Annotated in this window: 20 protein-coding genes; 11 read left to right on the top strand and 9 right to left on the bottom strand. The window is 54.7% G+C overall.

Translation table 11 applies throughout. From position 1 onward, the window contains the following. The 4 genes from ACOTX5_RS12325 to ACOTX5_RS12310 are packed head-to-tail and all read left to right on the top strand — an operon-like array spanning position 1 to position 2882. Positions 1-570, top strand: coding sequence for a fimbrial protein (locus tag ACOTX5_RS12325; protein WP_045911044.1), 570 nt, complete (start codon positions 1-3; stop codon positions 568-570). Positions 571-596: 26 nt separating this feature from the next. After that, positions 597-1160 carry a fimbrial protein gene (locus ACOTX5_RS12320; RefSeq protein ID WP_045911026.1) on the top strand — a complete coding sequence of 188 codons (564 nt, stop codon included), beginning with the start codon at positions 597-599 and terminating at the stop codon, positions 1158-1160. 14 nt (positions 1161-1174) lie between these two features. Beyond that, positions 1175-1777, top strand: a complete 603-nt coding sequence (locus ACOTX5_RS12315) for a fimbrial-like protein (RefSeq protein ID WP_045911025.1) — start codon at positions 1175-1177, stop codon at positions 1775-1777. 25 nt (positions 1778-1802) lie between these two features. Beyond that, positions 1803-2882 (top strand): fimbrial protein, encoded by a 1080-nt coding sequence (locus tag ACOTX5_RS12310; protein ID WP_045911043.1) that lies wholly within the window; start codon positions 1803-1805, stop codon positions 2880-2882. A gap of 3 nt (positions 2883-2885) precedes the next feature. Here the strand turns inward: ACOTX5_RS12310 and ACOTX5_RS12305 are convergent, their stop codons facing one another. The 4 genes from ACOTX5_RS12305 to ACOTX5_RS12290 all read right to left on the bottom strand — a co-directional run bounded on the left by ACOTX5_RS12305 (position 2886) and on the right by ACOTX5_RS12290 (position 6436). Next, positions 2886-4133, bottom strand: a complete 1248-nt coding sequence (locus ACOTX5_RS12305) for a polysaccharide deacetylase family protein (RefSeq protein ID WP_017383761.1) — start codon at positions 4131-4133, stop codon at positions 2886-2888. A 63-nt stretch (positions 4134-4196) separates the two neighbouring features. Further along, complete coding sequence (locus tag ACOTX5_RS12300) at positions 4197-4637, bottom strand: PTS sugar transporter subunit IIA (RefSeq protein WP_015572698.1); 441 nt, start codon at positions 4635-4637, stop codon at positions 4197-4199. Positions 4638-4742: 105 nt separating this feature from the next. Then, positions 4743-5513, bottom strand: a complete 771-nt coding sequence (locus tag ACOTX5_RS12295) for an ABC transporter permease (RefSeq protein ID WP_006810078.1) — start codon at positions 5511-5513, stop codon at positions 4743-4745. Further along, complete coding sequence (locus ACOTX5_RS12290) at positions 5510-6436, bottom strand: ABC transporter ATP-binding protein (protein ID WP_045911023.1); 927 nt, start codon at positions 6434-6436, stop codon at positions 5510-5512. The genes ACOTX5_RS12295 and ACOTX5_RS12290 overlap by 4 nt, the downstream gene beginning before the upstream one ends. Positions 6437-6543: 107 nt before the next feature. Here ACOTX5_RS12290 and can point away from each other — a divergent pair, with 107 nt between their 5' ends. Beyond that, positions 6544-7206: a carbonate dehydratase gene (gene can, locus ACOTX5_RS12285; RefSeq protein WP_003856301.1), complete on the top strand. Its 663-nt coding sequence runs from the start codon at positions 6544-6546 to the stop codon at positions 7204-7206. 64 nt (positions 7207-7270) lie between these two features. Here can and hpt read toward each other — a convergent pair whose 3' ends face one another. Further along, positions 7271-7807, bottom strand: coding sequence for a hypoxanthine phosphoribosyltransferase (gene hpt, locus ACOTX5_RS12280; RefSeq protein ID WP_003856303.1), 537 nt, complete (start codon positions 7805-7807; stop codon positions 7271-7273). A 206-nt stretch (positions 7808-8013) separates the two neighbouring features. On the opposite strand from hpt, the gene ACOTX5_RS12275 reads away from it, so the two are divergent. Then, on the top strand, positions 8014-10404 hold the full coding sequence (locus ACOTX5_RS12275; protein ID WP_045911022.1) for a glucose/quinate/shikimate family membrane-bound PQQ-dependent dehydrogenase: 2391 nt from the start codon (positions 8014-8016) through the stop codon (positions 10402-10404). An 87-nt stretch (positions 10405-10491) separates the two neighbouring features. Here the strand turns inward: ACOTX5_RS12275 and cueO are convergent, their stop codons facing one another. Continuing rightward, positions 10492-12051 carry a multicopper oxidase CueO gene (gene cueO / locus ACOTX5_RS12270; protein ID WP_045911021.1) on the bottom strand — a complete coding sequence of 520 codons (1560 nt, stop codon included), beginning with the start codon at positions 12049-12051 and terminating at the stop codon, positions 10492-10494. A 145-nt stretch (positions 12052-12196) separates the two neighbouring features. On the opposite strand from cueO, the gene ACOTX5_RS12265 reads away from it, so the two are divergent. From ACOTX5_RS12265 to speD, 3 genes are all read left to right on the top strand, one after another. Continuing rightward, positions 12197-12544, top strand: a complete 348-nt coding sequence (locus tag ACOTX5_RS12265) for a YacC family pilotin-like protein (RefSeq protein ID WP_003856306.1) — start codon at positions 12197-12199, stop codon at positions 12542-12544. A gap of 101 nt (positions 12545-12645) precedes the next feature. Continuing rightward, positions 12646-13515, top strand: coding sequence for a polyamine aminopropyltransferase (gene speE, locus ACOTX5_RS12260; RefSeq protein ID WP_015572694.1), 870 nt, complete (start codon positions 12646-12648; stop codon positions 13513-13515). Beyond that, positions 13516-14310, top strand: a complete 795-nt coding sequence (gene speD, locus ACOTX5_RS12255) for an adenosylmethionine decarboxylase (protein ID WP_017694500.1) — start codon at positions 13516-13518, stop codon at positions 14308-14310. Between the two features lie 31 nt (positions 14311-14341). Here the strand turns inward: speD and yacL are convergent, their stop codons facing one another. Together yacL and acnB are read right to left on the bottom strand one after the other, a co-directional pair. Further along, a complete protein-coding gene (gene yacL, locus ACOTX5_RS12250) occupies positions 14342-14704 on the bottom strand; it encodes a protein YacL (protein WP_045911020.1) in 363 nt (120 codons plus the stop codon). Between the two features lie 212 nt (positions 14705-14916). Further along, positions 14917-17514 carry a bifunctional aconitate hydratase 2/2-methylisocitrate dehydratase gene (acnB, locus tag ACOTX5_RS12245; RefSeq protein ID WP_017383766.1) on the bottom strand — a complete coding sequence of 866 codons (2598 nt, stop codon included), beginning with the start codon at positions 17512-17514 and terminating at the stop codon, positions 14917-14919. A gap of 449 nt (positions 17515-17963) precedes the next feature. On the opposite strand from acnB, the gene ACOTX5_RS12240 reads away from it, so the two are divergent. Further along, complete coding sequence (locus ACOTX5_RS12240; protein ID WP_045911019.1) at positions 17964-19418, top strand: DUF3300 domain-containing protein; 1455 nt, start codon at positions 17964-17966, stop codon at positions 19416-19418. 10 nt (positions 19419-19428) lie between these two features. Then, positions 19429-20220 (top strand): DUF2950 family protein, encoded by a 792-nt coding sequence (locus tag ACOTX5_RS12235; RefSeq protein WP_045911018.1) that lies wholly within the window; start codon positions 19429-19431, stop codon positions 20218-20220. Positions 20221-20272: 52 nt separating this feature from the next. On the opposite strand, the gene lpdA is transcribed toward ACOTX5_RS12235, so the two are convergent. Continuing rightward, a complete protein-coding gene (lpdA, locus tag ACOTX5_RS12230) occupies positions 20273-21697 on the bottom strand; it encodes a dihydrolipoyl dehydrogenase (protein WP_003856313.1) in 1425 nt (474 codons plus the stop codon). Positions 21698-21738 lie beyond the last annotated feature (41 nt).

Genomic DNA, 21738 nt, shown 5'->3' with positions numbered 1-21738 from the left:
ATGAAGAAACAACGTTGCGGTTATTCATTAATCGCATTAGCAATGTTAGCGATGACAGGATCTGCTGCGGCAACCGATCTGAATGTTAATTTCACGGCCAATATTCGCGAAACCACCTGCGATATGAAGCTGGTTGGCGGTGAAGGTTCAGATACGCAGCAAACGCTGACTCTCGGTACTAACGGTCAGGTACGTTTGGATGATGTCAAAGCCGGAACGGCGAATGCCACTTTCAAAATCGTGATGGTTGAATGCCCGGCGTCGCTGACCTCATTAAAAACAACCGTAAAAGGAACTCAATCCGGTTATTTGATGAGCGGCCTTGTTAACCAGATAGCAAAAGCTAACGGTGGCGCTGATTACTCTGCTGCTGAAATTGCCAGAGCGGATGCTCCGGATGCGCCTTTTATCGTTAACTCTAAAGACGATGCAGAACGCCTGGTCTGGAGCCCATCAGAAATCCAGAATAAGGAAGTTAATCTGGTGGCCACCTTACGTGAAACCAAAGCAAACAGCATGACAATTGGCGATTTTCAAGCCGTAGCAACCTTTGAATTCAGCTACGAGTGATTGATGCAGGAAAACGGAGCAACATTATGAAAATGAAATCAACTTTTATCGCCCTGTCCGTTTCTGCCCTTCTGTTCTCTGGAATGGCAAGTGCAGCAATTACAGGCACCGGCAGCGTCGAACTGACGATTAAAACAAAAGTGGTGTCTGGCACCTGTACGGCAAAAGTGCTTAACGGTGCGGGTACCGCGTCCAGTGAAATTGCATTTGGTGACGTGTACAAATCCGATCTGGTGAATAAAACCCGCGTTGAGCCATTAAAAATTGCCTTTACAAACTGTTCTGGCGTAACGAAGGCGACGGTATCCGCGGCGAGTAGCGCGGGTGGGGGATGCTCGGGTCTCAATGCGGACGGAGATTCTTATGCCGGAGGGTTAGCGACGGGTTTCGAAATTTGGTCAGGGTCTGTCGATACGGGCGTAATGCTGAGCTGCAAAAGACCTCCGGCGGCACAGGAAGTCACTATTGCTGACGGTGCAGGGGAATTCCCGATGAATTCACGCATTGTGATTGCGAAAGACAAAAAGATTGCTGATGTTGGCACAGGTGCCGTTACCGCACCGGTAACCTTCACTGTCACCTACCCATAATTCCAGGAACCATCATGCAACAATCACCGTTTACATTATACCAGCCCGGTCTTGTGTTGCTTATGGCTCTGGCTGGCAGCATCCTGCCTGGCGTAAGCCAGGCAGGCTCTGGGCTCGACGTCAATCTTACGGCCAATATTGTTAATAGCACCTGTAAGTTAAGCGTTGAGAATGGCGGAGAGATCTATCTCCCCAACGTGATGCGGAATTGGTTTTATAACGCTGATGGTAGCGATCGCTATACGGCTACCGATGATGCGGGCGGTACGCCTTTTAAGATCCATGTTGATGATTGCTACGGAGACAGCAGCACCGCTAAAAAGCTGAATTTTAGCTTCTCGCCACAATCAGGATTCTGGCCGGGGCAAAACCAGGTATTTAAAAGTGAAGAGACTGCTGCCGGGGCTGCCAAAAATGTTGGCGTCGTCCTTTTCTCTGAGAAATATAAAACGAATGTGTTAAACAACGACGGTACGTCAAAAGTCGTTTATGACGTAAGCGGCCAGGGTACTGCATTTTTAACGGATTATCAGTTCTATGCCCGCTATCAGAACACTGGCGTAGTGGCTGGCGGTATCGTCACCAGTAAAGTACGGGTTGACGTCACTTACGAATAATAACCAGAACAGGAAAAGGATGAGAATGTTCAACGCGTTACGAAAAAACTTCACTTTTAAAGGCCCAATGGCATTTGCCATGGCGAGCTTGTTGTTATCCCTTAGCCAGACAGGCTGGGCAGGGGAGTGCCGAATGAACGATGGGCATGGCGGCACCACTACCCTGATCAACGCCGAGTATTCGGGCGGCCCCATCCGACTTCCACCACCGGGGAATGACATCGGCGTCTATTTTAATGTTAACCTCACGCCAGGCATTCAGGCCCAGTGTGGTCCAGGAAACGATGGCTATAACCTCATGTCTCAAACAGACCCGTCCGTGTTCGTGGGGAGCCATTATTTCGCGGGCATGTTTGAAACGAATATTCCCGGCATTCATTATTCGGTGAGGGTTCACACTGCCGAAAGCGATGGTGGCAAGGGAAACTATTTCGGAACGAATACTACCGGCTGGGCCATGATTTCTGCATCCGAAAATGCTGACCCCTGGGATAACAAATGGATTAATACCTCAGTTTATATTTATGTTGACGAGGGCTATCAAGGTAACCCGAATAAAGAGACCTTCATCAAACCCAAACCAGGGACTTTGGGAAAAATGTCGATTGGCGATCCAAATGACAGTAACAACCAGCCATGGACATTTATGGTCAATGAGAGCTCATTCCAGATCCCTATTGTTCTTCCAACCTGCAACATTGCCATGCTTTCGGATGGGACTAACGATGTTGACCTGGGAGAATATTATGTTTCAGACATCAAAAACAATCGGATCAAGGATGTCCCGTTTTCCATTCGTCTTGATAACTGCACCAGCGTGGCAAACGTCACAACCAAGCTGACAACGACAAAATTAACCGGAACTAACAATGACCTTCTTGGTAACACATTGTCGTCCGGAGCTGAGGGGGCTGGCGTAAGAATAATGTATAACGGGACGTCCCAGCTTATGCCGAATAATCCTAACTCAACCTATGTCGTAACCGACTACTCCATGCCGGTTTCAAAGCAAATTGAGTATGTTGCCCAGCTGGTAGCCAATGGCAGCACGGTGAAGCCGGGTTCGTTTAAAGCCACTGGCGTGTTCACCCTTTCTTACGATTGACCCCTACCCCTGCGGCTGATTGCTGATCAGCCGCGACATTGTCTCCAGCGAATCCGTTCTCAGAATATACAGTCGCTTCAGTAAGAACGGATTATCCCCCGGCTTCACCTTCCCTTTCACCGTTGTCACCGCCAGATGAAAACCGGCATCATTCGCGGCTTTAATCGCTTTATTGTCATACCCGCCAAACGGGTACGAAACATACAGCACGCGCGGGTTGAACTGCGCCAGTGCACGCCGTGAGCGTTCAAAATCGAACAGGATCACGTGATAGCTGCGGCTCAATAAGATGGGGTGTTTATACCCATCCACGCGATGCAGGAAGTGGGTGTGAGACTGAATGTCGAACACATCCTGAATAGCCTTAATTTCCTGAACGCTCATAAACTGTAGCGATCGGGGATCCCACTTCTGCGGGTGACCTTTGATTCGGGATGAAATAATAAACGCCGTCGCGTTGAAGCCATACTCTTTCAGCACCGGATACGCGTAGCGGCTCACCGATTTCAGGCCATCATCAAAAGTGATCACCACCGCTTTGGCGGGGAGGTTCATCTTGTTACGCACGTACCCTTCAAGCTGGTACATTGTCAGCGTGGTATAGCCTTGATCGCGTAACCAGGCCATCTGATTATTAAACGCACGTACGCTGGTTGTCGTGGAGGTATGTCGAAAACGGGTGTTCTCTTCATCACGCAGGATATGGTGGTAGGTCAGAACCGGCAGTCCGTTATCTTCCTGTGCATCCAGGCTGCTGATCCACGCCAGACGATTGCCGATGCGAATTTGAAACCAGGTCTGGTTCAGGCGATCTTTCAGCTTATTCAGAATCGGATAGCGAAGATTGGCGCTTAAGGTGCCAAAGGGCGCGCTTCCGCTGCTGGGGGCGTTATACACCGGCGTGTCTTTCCAGGTGATGAGGTTTTGATTGCTGAGCGGCTTGTTCAGATCGCCCAGACTATCCTCAACGCGTTGCTTACCCTGCACTTTTTCCAGGTGCTCTTTATCAATAAACCCCGTACCGAATCCGAAACGAAATTCATAGTAATCCGCCGCGGCCGGAAAGACGGCGAGGATCTGCCCGGCGCGGACATTGCCCACGTTCACGACGGCATTTCCCACCTGCGCCCAGATGGCCGCATCTTCGGTGGTTTGCATATATTGGGCAGGAAGGCCTTGCTGACTGGTCAGGCTGGCAGACGCACCACCGGAGACCAGTAGCAGAAGGATAAAGATAACGCGCATGAGCATGGGATATAAATCGATACGGAAAATCAGTCGCCATTGTAGCAAAAGCGACATCAATACCAATGTTTAATGCTTATACAGATCGTGAAGCAGAACGAAAGGCGGATTCTTCTGCTGCTGGTGCCACAGGCTGCTCACGCCCGGCGAGCCCTGCGCCACAATGGCGTGACGAAACTCAGCGCTGCTCAACGTTGCGCGCAGCGGATACATCGCTTCGAGTAAAGGCAGGCTGATACCGGAGATCACTTCACAGTTATCATGCTTATGGCTCATTAACGCCGCTGAACGGTAAGGCGCCGCGCCCGATCTGTCGGTGAGAAAAATCACGCCATCACCGGTGTCGGTTTCATGCAGCGCGTCGCACATCATCCGGCTTAGCATATTGGTGCTCAGCCCTCGCCAGTAATTTACCGCACGACATTGCGCCAGAGGGCCAAATCGGGCCTCCAGCTTCAGGAGCATTTCCTGTGCCTCTTCATCGTGGCAGGTGATAACCCATCCCAGCATAACGTCTCTCCTTAGCAGGCGAGTAGTTTATCCAGGTGAAGGTTAGTTTACGGTGATAACTGTCAAAGAAAGTGCCCGGCAAACAGAACGTCGCCGGGCAGAAGATTAGCTACGCAGCCCACGTCCACGCTGGATCAGATACCAGCACAGCAAATAGAACGCCACGATAAATACCGCCAGCACCACAACGGTGGTGAACAGCGGGACATCGGTAATGCCGAGGAAACCAAAGCGGAAGCCGCTGATCATATAGACAATCGGGTTCAGGTGCGACAGCGCCTGCCAGAACGGCGGCAGCAGCGTCAGGGAGTAGAACACCCCGCCCAGATAGGTTAGCGGCGTCAGCACAAAGGTCGGGATCAGGCTGATGTCATCGAACGTTTTGGCGAACACGGCGTTCAGCAAGCCAGCCAGTGAGAACAGGATCGCAGTAAGCAATAACGTGAGCGCGACGAATAGCCACGAGTGCACCTGGAACGGCACGAAGAACAGCGAAATCGCCGTCACCAGAATACCCACGCACAGCCCGCGCGCCACGCCACCGCCCACGTAACCGGCGATAATGACGTGCGTCGGCACTGGCGCCACCAGCAGCTCTTCAATGTTGCGCTGGAACTTGGCGCTGAAGAATGAGGATGCCACGTTCGCGTAAGCGTTGGTGATCACTGCCATCATGATCAGGCCCGGCACGATAAACTGCATATAGGTAAAGCCGTGCATCTCACCAATGCGGGAGCCAATCAGGTTGCCGAAAATGATGAAGTAGAGCGTCATGGTGATCACCGGCGGCACCAGGGTTTGCACCCAGATGCGCATAAAGCGGTTAATCTCTTTCGCCCAGATGCTTTTCAGCGCGACCCAGTAAAGATGCGTCATGCCTTGTCTCCTTGTTTATCGTGCACCAGAGAGACAAACAGCTCTTCCAGTCGGTTCGCTTTGTTACGCATGCTTAATACCTGAACGCCCTGCGCGCTCAACTGGGAGAACACGCTGTTGATTCCCTGCTCGCGCAGCACCTCTACCTCCAGCGTCGAGGTATCGACCAGGCGATAGTTATACCCCTCCAGCTTCGGCAGGGCGCTTTTCGCCGCCAGATCGAGGATAAAGGTCTCTGATTTTAGCTTGGAGAGCAGGTTCTTCATCGAGGTGTTTTCCACCAGCTCGCCGTGCTGAATGATGCCGATGTTGCGGCACAGCATCTCTGCCTCTTCAAGGTAGTGCGTGGTCAGAATGATGGTGGTGCCTTTGTCGTTCAGATCCTTCAGGAAGCCCCACATGGAACGACGCAGTTCAATATCCACGCCAGCGGTCGGTTCATCAAGAATGAGCAGCTTTGGCTCGTGCATCAGCGCGCGAGCAATCATCAGGCGGCGCTTCATCCCCCCGGACAACATCCGCGCGCGCTCGTTACGCTTCTCCCACAGGTCAAGCTGTTTGAGATACTTTTCGCTGCGCTTCAGCGCCTCTTTGCGCTCAACGCCATAGTAACCCGCCTGGTTAACAACAATCTGCTGTACCGTCTCAAACGGGTTGAAGTTGAACTCCTGCGGCACCAGCCCCAGCTGGCGCTTGGCGTTGACCACGTCTTTTTGCAGGTCGTAGCCAAACACGCTAACGCGGCCAGACGTTTTATTGACCAGCGAGCTGATAATCCCGATGGTGGTCGATTTTCCCGCCCCGTTCGGCCCCAGAAGCGCGTAGAAATCTCCCGCTTCGACTTTAAGATCTATCCCGCGCAGCGCCTGGACGCCCCCCGGGTAGGTTTTTTTGAGCTGTTCAAGCTCCAGTGCAATCGCCATGAATTCAACTTACCTTAAGTTCTGACACACGTTGTGTGGTTTCATTAAAAGTCGGGTTACCCTATAGTAGCGCAACGCAATCACTTGGTTACAGGTCGCTAACCTCCATGAACGACATAGATACACTCATCAGCAACAATGCACTATGGTCAAAAATGCTGGTGGAGGAAGACCCCGGATTTTTTGGAAAACTGGCACAGGCGCAGAACCCGCGCTTTCTCTGGATTGGATGTTCCGACAGCCGCGTCCCCGCCGAACGTCTGACCGGTCTTGAACCGGGCGAACTGTTTGTTCACCGCAATGTGGCTAACCTCGTTATTCATACCGATCTCAACTGCCTTTCGGTTGTTCAGTATGCCGTTGACGTTCTGGAGGTTGAGCACATCATTATTTGTGGCCACTACGGCTGCGGCGGCGTACAGGCGGCGGTCGAAAATACAGAGCTGGGGTTAATCGATAACTGGCTGCTGCACATCCGTGATATCTGGTTCAAACATAGCTCACTGCTGGGCGAAATGCCGCAGGAGCGCCGTCTCGACACGCTGTGTGAGCTGAACGTGATGGAGCAGGTCTATAACCTGGGCCACTCGACGATTATGCAGTCTGCCTGGAAACGCGGACAGAAGGTCTCCATCCACGGCTGGGCGTACGGTATTCACGACGGTCTGCTGCGCAATCTGGAAGTGACCGCCACCAACCGCGAAACGCTGGAACAGCGTTACCGCTCGGGAATTGCCAACCTCAAGCTTAAGCACGTTAACCATAAATAACAAAGCCGGGGGTTTTCACCCTCTCCCTGTGGGAGAGGGCTGGGGTGAGGGCATCAGCCCGCAATTATTCGTCCAGAATCACTACTTTCCCAACATACGGCAGATGGCGATAACGCTGCGCGTAATCAATGCCGTAACCCACCACGAATTCGTCCGGGATGGAGAAACCAACGAACTCCACCGGCACCTGCACTTCACGGCGCTCAGGCTTATCCAGCAGAGTACAAATCGCCAGTGATTTTGGTTCACGCAGGCTCAGGATCTCACGCACTTTAGAGAGCGTGTTGCCGGAGTCGATGATGTCCTCAACAATCAACACATCTTTGCCACGAATATCTTCATCCAGATCTTTCAGGATTTTCACATCACGGGTTGTGGACATGCCGCTGCCGTAGCTGGAGGCGGTCATAAAATCGACCTCGTGCGGCACCTGCACTTCACGGCACAGGTCTGCCATGAACATGAAAGAGCCACGCAACAGACCGACCAGCACCATTTCGCTGCCGCTGTCCTTGTAATGTTCGGTGATTTGACGACCCAGTTCGGCGATACGCGCTTTGATCTCGGCTTCCGGGATCATCACTTCAACAGTATGTTTCATATTACTAACCAAATGATTTTAGTGAAAATCTCTCAATGCGGATGACTCTCGCTCCGGCATCGATACGCAAGCCAGCCATTATACCAGTAAATGGATAAGCCTGGCGTATGAGTTATAAAAAGCAATATTTGTGATTCCGATCACAGTTGTTAATACCTATAATTAATTGCTAGCAAATAATTAACAAAACTGACGAGTACTTTTCTATGGCTGAAACAAAAACTAAACAGCCGCGTCTACTGGTGACATTAACAGCCGCGTTTGCCGCATTCTGCGCGCTGTATTTGTTAATCGGTGGCGTATGGCTGGTCGCGATTGGCGGCTCCTGGTACTACCCGATTGCGGGTCTGGTTATGGTTGGCGTAACCGTCCTGCTTTTACGCAGAAAACAATCTGCTCTGTGGCTGTACGCAGCGTTACTGCTCGCAACCATGATCTGGGGCGTCTGGGAAGTCGGGTTCGACTTCTGGGCGTTGACGCCGCGCAGCGACATTCTGGTCTTCTTCGGTATCTGGCTGATCCTGCCGTTTGTCTGGCGTCGTCTGATCGTCCCTTCCAGTGGGGCCGTGGCCGGTCTGGTCGTTGCCCTGCTGATTAGTGGCGGCATCCTGACCTGGGCCGGTTTTAACGACCCGCAGGAGATCAACGGTACGCTGAACGCGGAATCCACGCCGGCTGCGGCTATTTCGCAGGTGGCGGACGGTGACTGGCCTGCTTATGGTCGTAACCAGGAAGGTCAACGCTACTCCCCGCTGAAGCAGATCAACGCGGACAACGTGAAAAACCTGAAGGAAGCCTGGGTATTCCGTACCGGCGACCAGAAGATGCCAAACGATCCGGGTGAGCTGACCAACGAAGTGACCCCGATTAAAGTGGGCAACATGCTCTACCTGTGTACGGCGCACCAGCGTCTGTTCGCGCTCGACGCGGCTACCGGTAAAGAGAAATGGCACTTTGATCCACAGCTGAACTCCAACCCGTCGTTCCAGCACATTACCTGCCGCGGCGTCTCTTACCACGAAGCGCGCGCCGATAATGCCAGCCCGGAAGTCATTGCCGACTGTCCTCGCCGCATTATGCTGCCGGTGAACGATGGCCGCCTGTTTGCCATTAACGCTGAGACCGGCAAGCTGTGCGAAACCTTCGCCAATAAAGGCATTCTGAATCTTCAGACCAACATGCCGGACACCACGCCGGGCCTGTATGAGCCGACCTCCCCGCCAATCATCACCGATAAAACCATCGTGATTGCCGGTTCGGTAACGGATAACTTCTCTACCCGTGAAACCTCCGGCGTTATCCGTGGTTTCGACGTGAACACCGGTAAACTGCTGTGGGCCTTCGACCCGGGCGCGAAAGATCCTAACGCGATCCCATCGGATGAACACACCTTTACCTTTAACTCACCGAACTCCTGGGCACCGGCAGCGTATGACGCGAAGCTGGACCTGGTCTACCTGCCGATGGGCGTGACCACGCCGGATATCTGGGGCGGTAACCGTACGCCGGAGCAGGAACGTTACGCCAGCTCCATCGTGGCGCTGAACGCAACAACCGGTAAACTGGCATGGAGCTACCAGACCGTTCACCACGATCTGTGGGATATGGATATGCCGTCCCAGCCGACGCTGGCGGACATTACCGTTAACGGTAAAACCGTACCGGTGATTTACGCCCCGGCGAAAACCGGTAACATCTTCGTGCTTGATCGTAGCAACGGTAAGCTGGTTGTTCCTGCGCCGGAAAAACCGGTTCCGCAGGGTGCGGCCAAAGGCGACTACGTCACCAAAACGCAGCCGTTCTCTGACCTGAGCTTCCGTCCGAAGAAAGATCTCAGCGGTGCAGACATGTGGGGTGCCACCATGTTTGACCAGCTGGTATGCCGCGTGATGTTCCACCAGCTGCGCTACGAAGGGATTTTCACCCCGCCGTCAGAGCAGGGTACGCTGGTCTTCCCGGGTAACCTGGGGATGTTCGAATGGGGTGGGATCTCCGTTGACCCTAACCGTCAGGTCGCCATCGCTAACCCAATGGCGCTGCCGTTCGTTTCCCGCCTGATCCCTCGTGGTCCGGGTAACCCAATGGAGCAGCCGAAAGATGCGAAAGGCAGCGGTACCGAAGCCGGTATCCAGCCGCAGTATGGCGTTCCTTATGGTGTGACCCTGAATCCGTTCCTGTCTCCGTTCGGTCTGCCGTGTAAACAGCCTGCCTGGGGTTACATCTCCGGTCTGGATCTGAAGACCAACAAGATCGTCTGGAAGAAACGTATTGGTACGCCACAGGACAGCATGCCGTTCCCGATGCCTGTTCCAGTGCCTTTCAATATGGGTATGCCAATGCTGGGTGGCCCAATCTCCACCGCCGGTAACGTGCTGTTCATCGCGGCAACCGCAGATAACTACCTGCGCGCGTACAACATGACCAACGGTGAGAAACTGTGGCAAGGCCGTCTGCCAGCCGGTGGACAGGCAACGCCGATGACCTATGAAGTGAATGGCAAGCAGTACGTTGTCATCTCTGCGGGTGGTCACGGTTCGTTTGGCACGAAGATGGGCGACTATATTGTCGCGTATGCACTGCCTGACGACGCTAAGTAACGAAAAAGCCCGGTGGCGCTAACGCATACCGGGCCTACGGGTGCCCTATGTAAGCCGGGTAAGGCGAAGCCGCCACCCGGCTTTTTTTTATACGGTAAAACCGAGCATCATCCCCGTATCTTCATGCTCCAGCAGATGACAGTGGGCCATATAGGCAAACTCTTTCGGCGCCTCGTGGTCAAACTTCACCAGCACCTCGCTGACGCCGCCTTCCACCCTCACCGTATCTTTCCAGCCCGCACGATGCGCCTCCGGCGCTTTACCATTTTCAGACAGAATACGGAACTGCGTGCCGTGGATATGGAACGGGTGCAGCATCATGTCGCCTTCGCCTGAAATCACCCAGCGTTCAAACTGCCCTTTCATGGCGGCGAACATGGGCGTGTTCATATCGAACGCTTTGCCGTTGATGCGGTTGGCGTTGTGGAAATCGAAACCATGGCCGCCGTGATCCATGCCGCCCATTTTACCGTGGTCCATATTCATATGGCCCATCATCTGGCCGTGATGCATTCCCGCCATAGCCTGATTGCCGTACTTCTTCATCAGCGCCTGCATGCCCATCATGTCGAGCATCGGGTCCATGGAGAGCTGAAGTTTACGCTGTGTAAGCCCGTCCAGCGACGGGAGTGCTGGCAGCGTGGTGAGGGTCTCCGGCAGCGTACCGGAGGCGGTGATCTGTAGCGGCTGAATGCGCAGGACCGGATGCGGCTTATCAAACGGCGCAACGGTCATTCCCATCTGGCTGACCGGCAGGGTCACCAGGTCAAACGCTTTGCCATCGCTGATATCCACCAGCACCTCGAAGCGCTCCCCCATCAGCATCGGCAGCTCGCTCACCTTCACCGGCTCCGGCAGCAGGCCGCCGTCGCTTGCCACCACGTAAAGCGGGCGTTTATCGCTGGTGGCGAAGTTCAGCGAGCGGGCGTTACAGCCGTTAAGCAGACGTAAGCGCAGCCAGCCTTTTGGCGCGGCATGCTGCGGGTAGATCGCGCCGTTGGTCAGGAGTGTATCGCCAAACCAGCCTACCGCCGCGCTCATTACGTCCAGCTGATAGTCAATTTGCCCGTCAGCGTTGAATTTTTTGTCCTGCACAATCACCGGGACATCGTCGATTCCCCACTGTTTTGGCAGGCGCAGCAGGCGGCTTTCATCGTCTTCAATCAGCACCAGGCCGGCCAGCCCCATCGCCACCTGATGGCCCGTTTTGCCATGCTGATGCGGGTGGAACCAGCAGGTCGCCGCGCGTTGTTCCGGAGTAAAGGTTACGCTGCGTTTACCACCAGGCCTGATAATGCCCTGAGGCCCTCCATCCACTTCGCCCGGGACTTCCAGCCCGTGCCAGTGCAGCGTGGTCTCTTCCGCAAGCGTGTTATGAATGTCTACCGTCACCGCCTTCCCTTTGCGTAACTGCAACGCCGGGCCGAGCAGATTGCCATTATAGCCCCACGTCGTGGCGGCGTGCTGACCGAACGTGGTTTTACCGGCCTGCACCACAAGCTGAATGCGGCTGCGGGCATCTGCGGCGAGTAATTCAGGAATGGGTAAAGCCGGTCTGTCGGCGGCAAAAACGGCGCGGCTCCAGAGAGGTAACGCGCTGGCAACCCCCAGTGCGGCAGAAAATTTTAAAAAATCACGACGTTGCATGTGCATTTCCTTATTTCCAGCAGGCGATCTTTTGAGCATAAACCCTCCCCTTACCGGAAGGTCAAGCACGGCGGCAATAATAAAGATCGTCGGCCTGGCATCAAGTATGCTAACGTTAATTTTCCGTGATGCAGTGGTAAAGGCAATGAAGACGTTTTTCAGAACAATTTTGTTCGCCAGCCTGATGGCGATGTGTGCGAACAGTTACGCGCTAAGTGAAAACGAAGCGGAAGATATGGCCGATCTGACGGCAGTTTTTGTTTTTCTGAAAAACGATTGTGGTTACCAGAATTTACCCAATGGGCAAATTCGTCGCGCACTGGTCTTTTTTGCCCAGCAGAACCAATGGGACCTCAGCAACTACGACAGCTTCGACATGAAGGCGCTCGGTGAAGACAGCTACCGTGATTTAAGCGGTATTGGCATTCCCACTGCTAAAAAATGCAAAGCGCTGGCTCGCGATTCACTCAGCCTGCTCGCCTACGTGAAGTAACCTTCCCGACGCCCCTTGTTGACCCGTTAACCGCCTCACGGCGGTGTTGTGTTGCGCCCATCTGCCGGATGTAATGGATGTTAACGAAGGAGGTGCTCCCCATGACCGAAAAAACGGTATGGCAAGAAACGCTGCATGACCAGTTTGGTCAGTATTTTGCCGTGGATAACGTGCTCTATCATGAGAAAACCGATCATCAGGATTTGATAATCTTCGAAAACGCCGCCTTTGGCCGCGTGATGGCGCTGGACGGCGTGGTGCAAACCACCGAGCGCGACGAGTTTATCTATCACGAAATGATGACCCACGTCCCGCTGCTGGCCCACGGCCACGCGAAGGACGTGCTGATTATCGGCGGCGGCGACGGCGCGATGCTGCGTGAAGTCTCTCGCCATCAGAATGTCGAAACCATCACCATGGTGGAAATCGACGCCGGTGTGGTGTCGTTCTGCCGCCAGTATCTGCCCAACCATAATGCCGGCAGCTATGACGATCCGCGGTTTAATCTGGTTATCGACGATGGCGTCAATTTTGTTAACCAGACCACGCAAACGTTTGATGTCATTATCTCTGACTGTACCGACCCTATCGGTCCGGGCGCGTCGCTGTTTACCTCGTCGTTTTACGAAGGCTGCAAGCGCTGCCTGAAGCCTGGCGGAATTTTTGTGGCGCAAAACGGCGTTTGCTTCCTGCAACAGGATGAAGCGCTTGATAGCCACCGTAAGCTGAGCACCTATTTTGCTGACGTCAGCTTCTACCAGGCGGCGATCCCCACTTACTACGGTGGGATCATGACCTTTGCCTGGGCGACGGATAACGACGTACTGCGCCATCTTTCTACCGAGATCGTGCAGGCCCGCTTCCACCAGGCCGGACTCCAGTGCCGGTACTACAACCCGGCGATCCACACCGCAGCCTTTGCGTTGCCTCAATATCTGCAAGACGCGCTGTCCTCAAAGGAGGTGAACTAATTGAAAAAGCTTAAACTGCATGGCTTTAACAATCTGACCAAAAGCCTGAGTTTTTGTATTTACGATATCTGCTACGCCAAAACAGCAGAAGAGCGCGATGGTTACATCGCCTATATCGATGAACTCTACAACGCCAACCGTCTGACCGAGATCCTGACAGAGACCTGCTCGATTATCGGCGCGAACATCCTGAATATCGCGCGCCAGGATTATGAGCCTCAGGGTGCGAGCGTCACCATTCTGGTGAGTGAAGAGCCGGTTGACCCGAAGCTTATCGACAAAACCGAGCACCCCGGCCCGCTGCCGGAAGTGGTAGTCGCCCACCTGGATAAAAGCCACATCTGCGTGCACACCTACCCGGAAAGCCACCCGGAAGGCGGGCTGTGTACCTTCCGCGCGGATATTGAAGTGTCGACCTGCGGCGTGATTTCACCGCTGAATGCGTTGAATTATTTAATCCACCAGCTGGAATCCGATATCGTCACTATTGATTATCGCGTGCGTGGTTTTACCCGTGATATCAACGGCATGAAGCACTTCATTGATCATGAGATCAACTCCATTCAGAACTTCATGTCCGAGGACATGAAGTCGCTGTACGACATGATGGATGTGAACGTCTATCAGGAGAATATCTTCCATACCAAGATGATGCTTAAAGAGTTCGATCTTAAGCACTATATGTTCCATACCAGGCCGGAAGATTTAAGTGACGAAGAGCGTAAGGTCATTACCGACCTGCTCTGGAAAGAGATGCGCGAAATTTACTACGGCCGTAACATTCCGACCGTGTAAACGTGATCCGGAGCAGGGACGCTTCGGGGAGTTACTTCTGTTGCATAAAATCGCGGTAGGCGTTCACCACGCTCAGAAAGTCTTCCACGCCGCACAGCGACAGGCTCTCTTCGTCGTAGTAGCTCATCCCCTCTTCCATCTCATCACCCGAGAACTCAAGTTGGTTGGCGCGCACCATCACCTCTTCGCCATCCATCCACAGCGTGTATTCGTGCCCGGCGCGTTGCCAGGAGCGTTCACTGCCTTTCACCGTTTCCGCCGCCTGTTCGACTTCATCCAGCAGCGCGAGGTTCTCTTTCACCTCTTCGTTAAACCAGTGTCCAACGGCTTCGTGCCCCATCGACATTCGCACTTTCACCACGCCGGTGATGTCGCGCAAAAATTCGTAATCCATAGCGTTTTCCTCTGCAAAGCCATTAGGGTAATTATCGCAGCAGAGAGGAAGAAAAAAAGCGGGAGAGGTGGGAGGAATGAAAATAAAAAACCCACCGACGTTGCGATGGGTTTTATAGGCCCGGTAAGCGTAGCGCCACCGGGCAATGGGTCAGGTGCGGAGCGGTCTGGTGCCCTCACCCCCAGCCCCTCTCCCACGGGAGAGGGTAGCATTTATACTGCGGTCTGGAAGATCACCCCGTCAGCCTTCTCGGTGTACTGAGAGAGCTGGTCGAAGTTCAGATAACGATAAGTATCCACCGCCGTCTTATCTACCTGAGCCACAAAGGTCTGGTACTCTTCCGGCGTTGGCAGTTTGCCAATCAGCGCCGCAACCGCCGCCAGCTCCGCAGAGGCCAGGTAAACGTTCGCCCCGGTTCCTAAACGGTTAGGGAAGTTACGGGTTGAGGTGGAAACCACCGTCGCACCGTCGGCCACGCGCGCCTGGTTGCCCATACACAGGGAACAGCCAGGGATTTCGATACGCGCCCCGCTCTTACCAAACACGCTGTAGTAGCCCTCTTCGGTCAGCTGCGCCGCATCCATACGGGTTGGCGGCGCCACCCACAGACGGGTCGGCAGCTGGCCTTTGTGGGTATCCAGCAGCTTACCGGCAGCACGGAAGTGGCCGATGTTGGTCATACAGGAGCCGATGAACACTTCGTCGATCTTATCGCCCTGCACGTCAGAGAGCAGACGCGCATCGTCCGGATCGTTAGGCGCACACAGGATTGGCTCTTTGATATCCGCCAGATCGATCTCAATCACCGCCGCGTACTCTGCGTCAGCGTCGGCTTCCAGCAGCTGCGGATCCGCCAGCCATTTTTCCATGCCCTGAATACGACGCTCCAGCGTACGACGGTCGCCGTAGCCTTCCGCTATCATCCACTTCAGCAGCACGATGTTGGAGGTCAGATACTCAATAATCGGCTCTTTGTTCAGCTTGATGGTACAGCCCGCCGCAGAACGCTCGGCAGAGGCATCGGTCAGCTCGAACGCCTGCTCCACTTTCAGATCCGGCAGACCTTCAATTTCCAGAATGCGGCCAGAGAAGATGTTTTTCTTGCCTTTCTTCTCAACGGTCAGCAGACCCTGTTTAATGGCATACAGCGGGATCGCGTGCACCAGATCGCGCAGGGTAATGCCCGGCTGCATTTTACCTTTGAAGCGTACCAGCACTGATTCCGGCATATCCAGCGGCATCACGCCGGTCGCTGCGGCAAACGCCACCAGACCGGAACCCGCCGGGAAGGAGATCCCGATTGGGAATCGGGTATGGGAGTCACCGCCGGTACCGACGGTATCCGGCAGCAGCATGCGGTTCAGCCAGGAGTGGATAACACCGTCGCCCGGACGCAGGGAGACACCGCCACGGTTCATAATGAAGTCTGGCAGCGTGTGGTGCGTGGTTACGTCAACCGGCTTCGGATACGCCGCGGTGTGGCAGAAGGATTGCATCACCAGATCGGAAGAGAAGCCCAGGCACGCCAGGTCTTTCAGTTCATCACGGGTCATTGGGCCAGTGGTGTCCTGAGACCCCACGGAGGTCATTTTCGGTTCGCAGTACGCGCCAGGACGGATACCAGTGACGCCGCAGGCGCGACCCACCATTTTCTGCGCCAGAGAGTAACCGCGGTTGCTCTCGGCCACGTCTTTCGCCTGACGGAATACGTCACTGTGCGGCAGACCCAGCGCTTCACGCGCTTTGGTGGTCAGGCCACGGCCGATGATCAGCGGAATACGGCCACCGGCACGCACTTCGTCGATCAGCACGTCGGTTTTCAGTTCGAAGCTGGCCAGCAGTTCGTTGGTTTCGTGGTTGCGCACTTCGCCTTTATACGGGTAAACGTCAATCACGTCGCCCATGTTCAGGTTGCTCACGTCCACTTCAATTGGCAGCGCGCCCGCATCTTCCATGGTGTTGAAGAAGATTGGCGCAATTTTGCCGCCGAGGCACAGGCCGCCGCCGCGCTTGTTCGGCACGTGCGGAATGTCGTCGCCCATGAACCACAGCACGGAGTTGGTGGCGGATTTACGGGAAGAACCGGTACCAACCACGTCACCGACGTAAGCCAGCGGGAAACCTTTTTGTTGCAGGGCTTCGATCTGTTTGATCGGGCCAACCACGCCTGGCTGATCCGGCTCAATGCCTTCACGGGCGTTTTTCAGCATCGCAAGGGCGTGCAGTGGGATATCCGGGCGAGACCATGCATCCGGCGCCGGAGAAAGGTCATCGGTGTTGGTTTCACCGGTCACTTTAAAGACGGTAACGGTAATTTTTTCAGCAAGCTGAGGGCGGTTCAGGAACCATTCGGCATCGGCCCAGGACTGCATCACCTGCTTCGCGTAAACGTTGCCTGCTTTGGCTTTTTCTTCCACATCGTAGAAGTTATCGAACATCAGTAGCGTTGAAGAGAGCGCTTTGGCAGCAATTGGCGCCAGCTTGTCGTTATCCAGCGCGTCAATCAGCGGATGAATGTTATAGCCGCCCTGCATGGTGCCGAGCAGTTCAATCGCTTTTTCAGGAGTAACCAGTGGGGAGGTGGCTTCGCCTTTGGCAACGGCGGCAAGGAATCCGGCTTTTACGTAGGCAGCTTCATCTACGCCAGGCGGTACACGGTTGATCAGCAGATCTAACAGGAATTCTTCTTCGCCCTCAGGCGGGTTCTTCAGCAGCTCGACGAGCGCGGCCATTTGGGTTGCATCTAACGGTTTGGGTACAATTCCCTCGGCGGCACGTTCTGCTACGTGCTTACGGTATTCTTCTAGCACGACGGTTCTCCTCGCTCTCATTGTCATATGCGGCGGGCGTTCTCTTCACGCTCCTGTAAGACAGCAGTTTGTAGGGTAAATGCCCGATACCGCGTCGGGCAGCATAGCAGGATTTCTGCACAGTGTTAATCTGTTTACAAAAAAGCAACATTAAAAAATTTGCTGAATCGTTAAGCATGGTATAGCACCCCGTCACCGGGCCCGAAAGCAGTTCCGTAAGTTTGTCGCCACCCCAGCAACTAGCTGCTGGCCGCTCGCAAGAGCGGCCTTCTGAATGTCCGTCGCCTGCTCAGCCATCCGATATAATTGTGTAATAAATACTCACATTCTTTATCCGGATGCTTCGGAGGTTTTCCCAACAAAAGTCAAAACTATGAAACACGGGTGAATGATACTCGCGGCAACAGCAACGCCTCACGGCACTGCACTCGTCTCGTTGGAGTCAATCTATGAAGTTGCCTTTTAAACCACATCTTCTTGTTCTGCTTTGCAGTGCGGGGCTGTTTGCCGCCTCGGGCGTCATGTTCGTTAAAAGCCGCGCAACGGAACCCGCTCCCGCACCTGCGCCGGTAGCCCCGCAGCTCCCCGCACCAACAGCACAACCTGCCCCGGTGGCGACTCCGGCCTATAGCGCCGCGCAGATCGATCAGTGGACAGCGCCCATTGCGCTCTATCCCGACGCGCTGCTGTCGCAAATTCTGATGGCCTCAACCTATCCGGCGAGCGTGATTCAGGCCGCCCAGTGGTCAAAGGACAACCCTAAAATGCAGGGCGATACCGCCATTCAGGCGGTCAGCGGGCAGCCATGGGATGCCAGCGTGAAATCGCTGGTCGCCTTTCCGCAGTTAATGTCGCTGATGGGGGAAAACCCGTCGTGGGTACAGAGCCTTGGCGACGCCTTTCTGGCCCAGCCAAAGGATGTGATGGATTCCGTGCAGCGTCTGCGCCTGCTGGCGCAGCAGACAGGCACGTTGCAATCCACCCCGCAGCAGACCGTCACCACCGTGAAAAAATCTGCGCCAGCCTCCGCCAGTACAGCCGCGACGTCAACGCCGGCTAGTCCGACGGTGATTAAAATTGAGCCAGCCGATCCACAGGTGGTTTATGTCCCTACCTACAACCCTTCCACCGTTTACGGCACGTGGCCAAACGCCAGCTATCCGCCTGTGTATCTGCCCCCGTCTCCCGGCCAGCAGTTTACCAATAGTTTCGTCAGAGGCTTTGGCTATAGCCTCGGCGTAGCCACTACCTATGCGCTGTTCAGTAACATAGACTGGGACGATGACGACGAACATCATCACGATCATGATGACGATCACCACGGCGGTTATTCGCATAACGGCGATAACATTAATATTAATGTTAATAACTTCAATAAGATCACCGGCGAGCACCGTACCGATAATCATCAGGTCTGGCAGCATAATCCGGCCTACCGCAACGGCGTGCCCTACGCCAATAGCCAGCTTGCCAGCCGCTATCATCAGACTTCAGTGCCGGGAGGGCTGAGCGCTACCCGGCAGCAGACGGTCAACCGCGATAGCCAGCGGCAGGCTGCGATGGCGCAGATACAGCAGTCGACGGGCAAAACCCTCACACAGCTACAGCATGGCGACGCGCATTTCCCGCAACATTCAGCGTCCGCGCAGCAGCTGAAGCAGCTCTCTCAGCGCAGCAACTATCGCGGCTACGACAGCGCGCGGCCCCACGCACAACGGATGAATAATACTCTTGCGCAAACCAGACGCCCGACGCAGGTTCAGCATCAGCCGCTGCGGGCAAACGCCCTGAGCGGCAACGACAGCCGCTCGGCCAACTGGCAGGCCCAGCACCAGCGCGGGCTGCAAAGCCGCCAGCAACTGTCCGAACATCATACCGAACACCGTGAATTCCATCGTCGTTAAGGAAGCCGCTATGAACATGAAACCGATCGGTGGAATGCTGTTGTTGATGGTATCCACCTTCGCCTGCGCCCAGCAATCTTTCTCCACGCCTGAGCAGGCGGCCAATGCCCTGACGAAGGCCATCAGCGAGCAGAATGAGAGCGCGATGGCCGACCTGCTGGGGGATAACTGGCGCGACTATCTGCCACCTGAAGGGGTTGATCCGGAGGCGGTAGCTCGATTCCTGCGTGACTGGAAGATTAACCATCGTACCGAAATCAGCGGCGATATTGCCCATCTGTCAGTTGGCGATAACGGCTGGCAACTCCCCATACCGGTAGTGAAGAAAAAAGAGGGCTGGCAATTTGATATGCAGAAAGCGGCTGATGAGATCCTGACCCGCGAAATCGGCCGCAACGAACTCGCGGCTATCGAAGCGCTGCACGCCTACGTCGACGCACAGCAGAGCTACTACGCCATGAACCACCGCTATGCGCAGAAGATTGTCAGCACGCCAGGGCTAAAAGACGGCCTGTACTGGCCCATCTCGCCGGGCGAAGCGCCAAGCCCGCTGGGTCCCGCCTTCAGCCCGCCGGAGCCGGGTATGGGCTATCACGGCTATCGGTTCCGCATTCTGCCGGATAAAAATGGCTTTGCGATGGTTGCCTGGCCCGTGAGCTATGGTCAGACGGGGGTAATGAGCTTTGTCGTTAACCAGGATGACAAGGTGCATCAGGCAAATCTCGGCAACGATTCGGCACAAAAAACGCATGCGCTCGCTGCATACCACCCGGATAAAACCTGGCAGCCTGTCACCCCCTGAACGCGGCGCATAAAAAAAGCGGCCTGAGGCCGCTTTTTTCATCTGAAGAAACTTATTTCTTCTTCGCTTTCGCGTTTGGCAGGTCGGTGATGCTACCTTCAAACACTTCTGCCGCCAGGCCCACGGACTCGTGCAGAGTCGGGTGAGCGTGGATGGTCAGCGCGATGTCTTCCGCGTCACAGCCCATTTCGATAGCCAGACCGATTTCACCCAGCAGCTCGCCGCCGTTGGTACCGACAATCGCACCACCGATCACGCGGTGAGTCTCTTTGTCGAAGATCAGTTTGGTCATACCGTCTGCGCAGTCGGATGCGATAGCACGGCCAGAAGCAGCCCACGGGAAGGTGGCGGTTTCGTAGCTGATGCCTTTCTCTTTCGCTTCTTTCTCAGTCAGACCGACCCATGCAACTTCTGGCTCGGTGTACGCGATAGATGGGATCACTTTCGGATCGAAGTAGTGCTTCATGCCGGCGATAACTTCAGCGGCAACGTGACCCTCGTGAACACCTTTGTGCGCCAGCATTGGCTGACCGACGATATCGCCGATAGCAAAGATGTGCGGCACGTTGGTGCGCAGCTGTTTGTCAACGCGGATGAAGCCACGGTCGTCCACTTCCACGCCAGCTTTGCCCGCGTCGAGGTTTTTACCGTTCGGCACACGACCGATAGCCACCAGCACGGCGTCGTAACGCTGTGGTTCGGAAGGGGCTTTTTTGCCTTCCATGGAAACGTAAATACCGTCTTCTTTCGCTTCAACGGCAGTCACTTTGGTTTCCAGCATCAGGTTGAATTTCTTGCTGATGCGTTTGGTGAAGACTTTAACGATGTCTTTGTCGGCAGCCGGGATAACCTGGTCGAACATTTCAACCACGTCGATCTCTGAACCCAGCGCATGGTACACGGTACCCATTTCCAGACCGATGATACCGCCGCCCATAACCAGCAGGCGCTTAGGAACGGTTTTCAGCTCCAGCGCATCGGTGGAATCCCACACGCGTGGATCTTCATGCGGAATGAATGGCAGTTCGATTGGGCGAGAGCCTGCCGCGATGATCGCGTTGTCGAAGTTAATCACGGTCTTGCCGTTTTCGCCTTCCACTTCCAGGGTGTTCGCACCGGTGAATTTACCCAGACCGTTTACCACTTTCACCTTACGGCCTTTGGCCATTCCCGCCAGACCGCCGGTCAGCTGAGTGATAACTTTCTCTTTCCAGGTACGAATTTTGTCGATGTCGGTTTTCGGCTCGCCGAAGACGATACCGTGTTCAGCCAGCGCTTTGGCTTCTTCGATAACTTTCGCTACGTGCAGCAGCGCTTTAGAAGGGATACAGCCGACGTTCAGACAAACACCGCCGAGGGTGCTGTAACGTTCTACGATGACGGTTTCCAGACCTAAATCCGCGGCGCGAAATGCTGCGGAGTAACCTGCCGGGCCTGCCCCAAGTACTACGACCTGAGTTTTGATTTCTGTGCTCATCATGACCTCTTAATGTATACCCGTCGTCCACCGGGTCGTTC

The organism is Enterobacter cloacae complex sp. IR5441, assembly GCF_049238215.1.
Lineage (GTDB): Bacteria > Pseudomonadota > Gammaproteobacteria > Enterobacterales > Enterobacteriaceae > Enterobacter > Enterobacter hormaechei_C.
Note: the sequence above shows the minus strand (reverse complement) of the source record. Positions and strands in the feature narration are given on the sequence as shown.

Excerpts from the sequence above, each read along its gene's own strand:
- ACOTX5_RS12290 (WP_045911023.1), bottom strand. The coding sequence starts at position 6,436 with ATGGCGATTGCACTGGAGCTTGAACAGCTCAAAAAAACCTACCCGGGG.
- speE (WP_015572694.1), top strand. The coding sequence starts at position 12,646 with ATGACCGAAAAAACGGTATGGCAAGAAACGCTGCATGACCAGTTTGGT.
- ACOTX5_RS12275 (WP_045911022.1), top strand. The coding sequence starts at position 8,014 with ATGGCTGAAACAAAAACTAAACAGCCGCGTCTACTGGTGACATTAACA.
- ACOTX5_RS12265 (WP_003856306.1), top strand. The coding sequence starts at position 12,197 with ATGAAGACGTTTTTCAGAACAATTTTGTTCGCCAGCCTGATGGCGATG.
- ACOTX5_RS12235 (WP_045911018.1), top strand. The coding sequence starts at position 19,429 with ATGAACATGAAACCGATCGGTGGAATGCTGTTGTTGATGGTATCCACC.
- hpt (WP_003856303.1), bottom strand. The coding sequence starts at position 7,807 with ATGAAACATACTGTTGAAGTGATGATCCCGGAAGCCGAGATCAAAGCG.
- ACOTX5_RS12315 (WP_045911025.1), top strand. The coding sequence starts at position 1,175 with ATGCAACAATCACCGTTTACATTATACCAGCCCGGTCTTGTGTTGCTT.
- ACOTX5_RS12320 (WP_045911026.1), top strand. The coding sequence starts at position 597 with ATGAAAATGAAATCAACTTTTATCGCCCTGTCCGTTTCTGCCCTTCTG.
- ACOTX5_RS12310 (WP_045911043.1), top strand. The coding sequence starts at position 1,803 with ATGTTCAACGCGTTACGAAAAAACTTCACTTTTAAAGGCCCAATGGCA.
- ACOTX5_RS12305 (WP_017383761.1), bottom strand. The coding sequence starts at position 4,133 with ATGCTCATGCGCGTTATCTTTATCCTTCTGCTACTGGTCTCCGGTGGT.
- ACOTX5_RS12240 (WP_045911019.1), top strand. The coding sequence starts at position 17,964 with ATGAAGTTGCCTTTTAAACCACATCTTCTTGTTCTGCTTTGCAGTGCG.
- ACOTX5_RS12295 (WP_006810078.1), bottom strand. The coding sequence starts at position 5,513 with ATGACGCATCTTTACTGGGTCGCGCTGAAAAGCATCTGGGCGAAAGAG.
- ACOTX5_RS12300 (WP_015572698.1), bottom strand. The coding sequence starts at position 4,637 with ATGCTGGGATGGGTTATCACCTGCCACGATGAAGAGGCACAGGAAATG.
- lpdA (WP_003856313.1), bottom strand. The coding sequence starts at position 21,697 with ATGAGCACAGAAATCAAAACTCAGGTCGTAGTACTTGGGGCAGGCCCG.
- cueO (WP_045911021.1), bottom strand. The coding sequence starts at position 12,051 with ATGCAACGTCGTGATTTTTTAAAATTTTCTGCCGCACTGGGGGTTGCC.
- yacL (WP_045911020.1), bottom strand. The coding sequence starts at position 14,704 with ATGGATTACGAATTTTTGCGCGACATCACCGGCGTGGTGAAAGTGCGA.
- can (WP_003856301.1), top strand. The coding sequence starts at position 6,544 with ATGAACGACATAGATACACTCATCAGCAACAATGCACTATGGTCAAAA.
- ACOTX5_RS12325 (WP_045911044.1), top strand. The coding sequence starts at position 1 with ATGAAGAAACAACGTTGCGGTTATTCATTAATCGCATTAGCAATGTTA.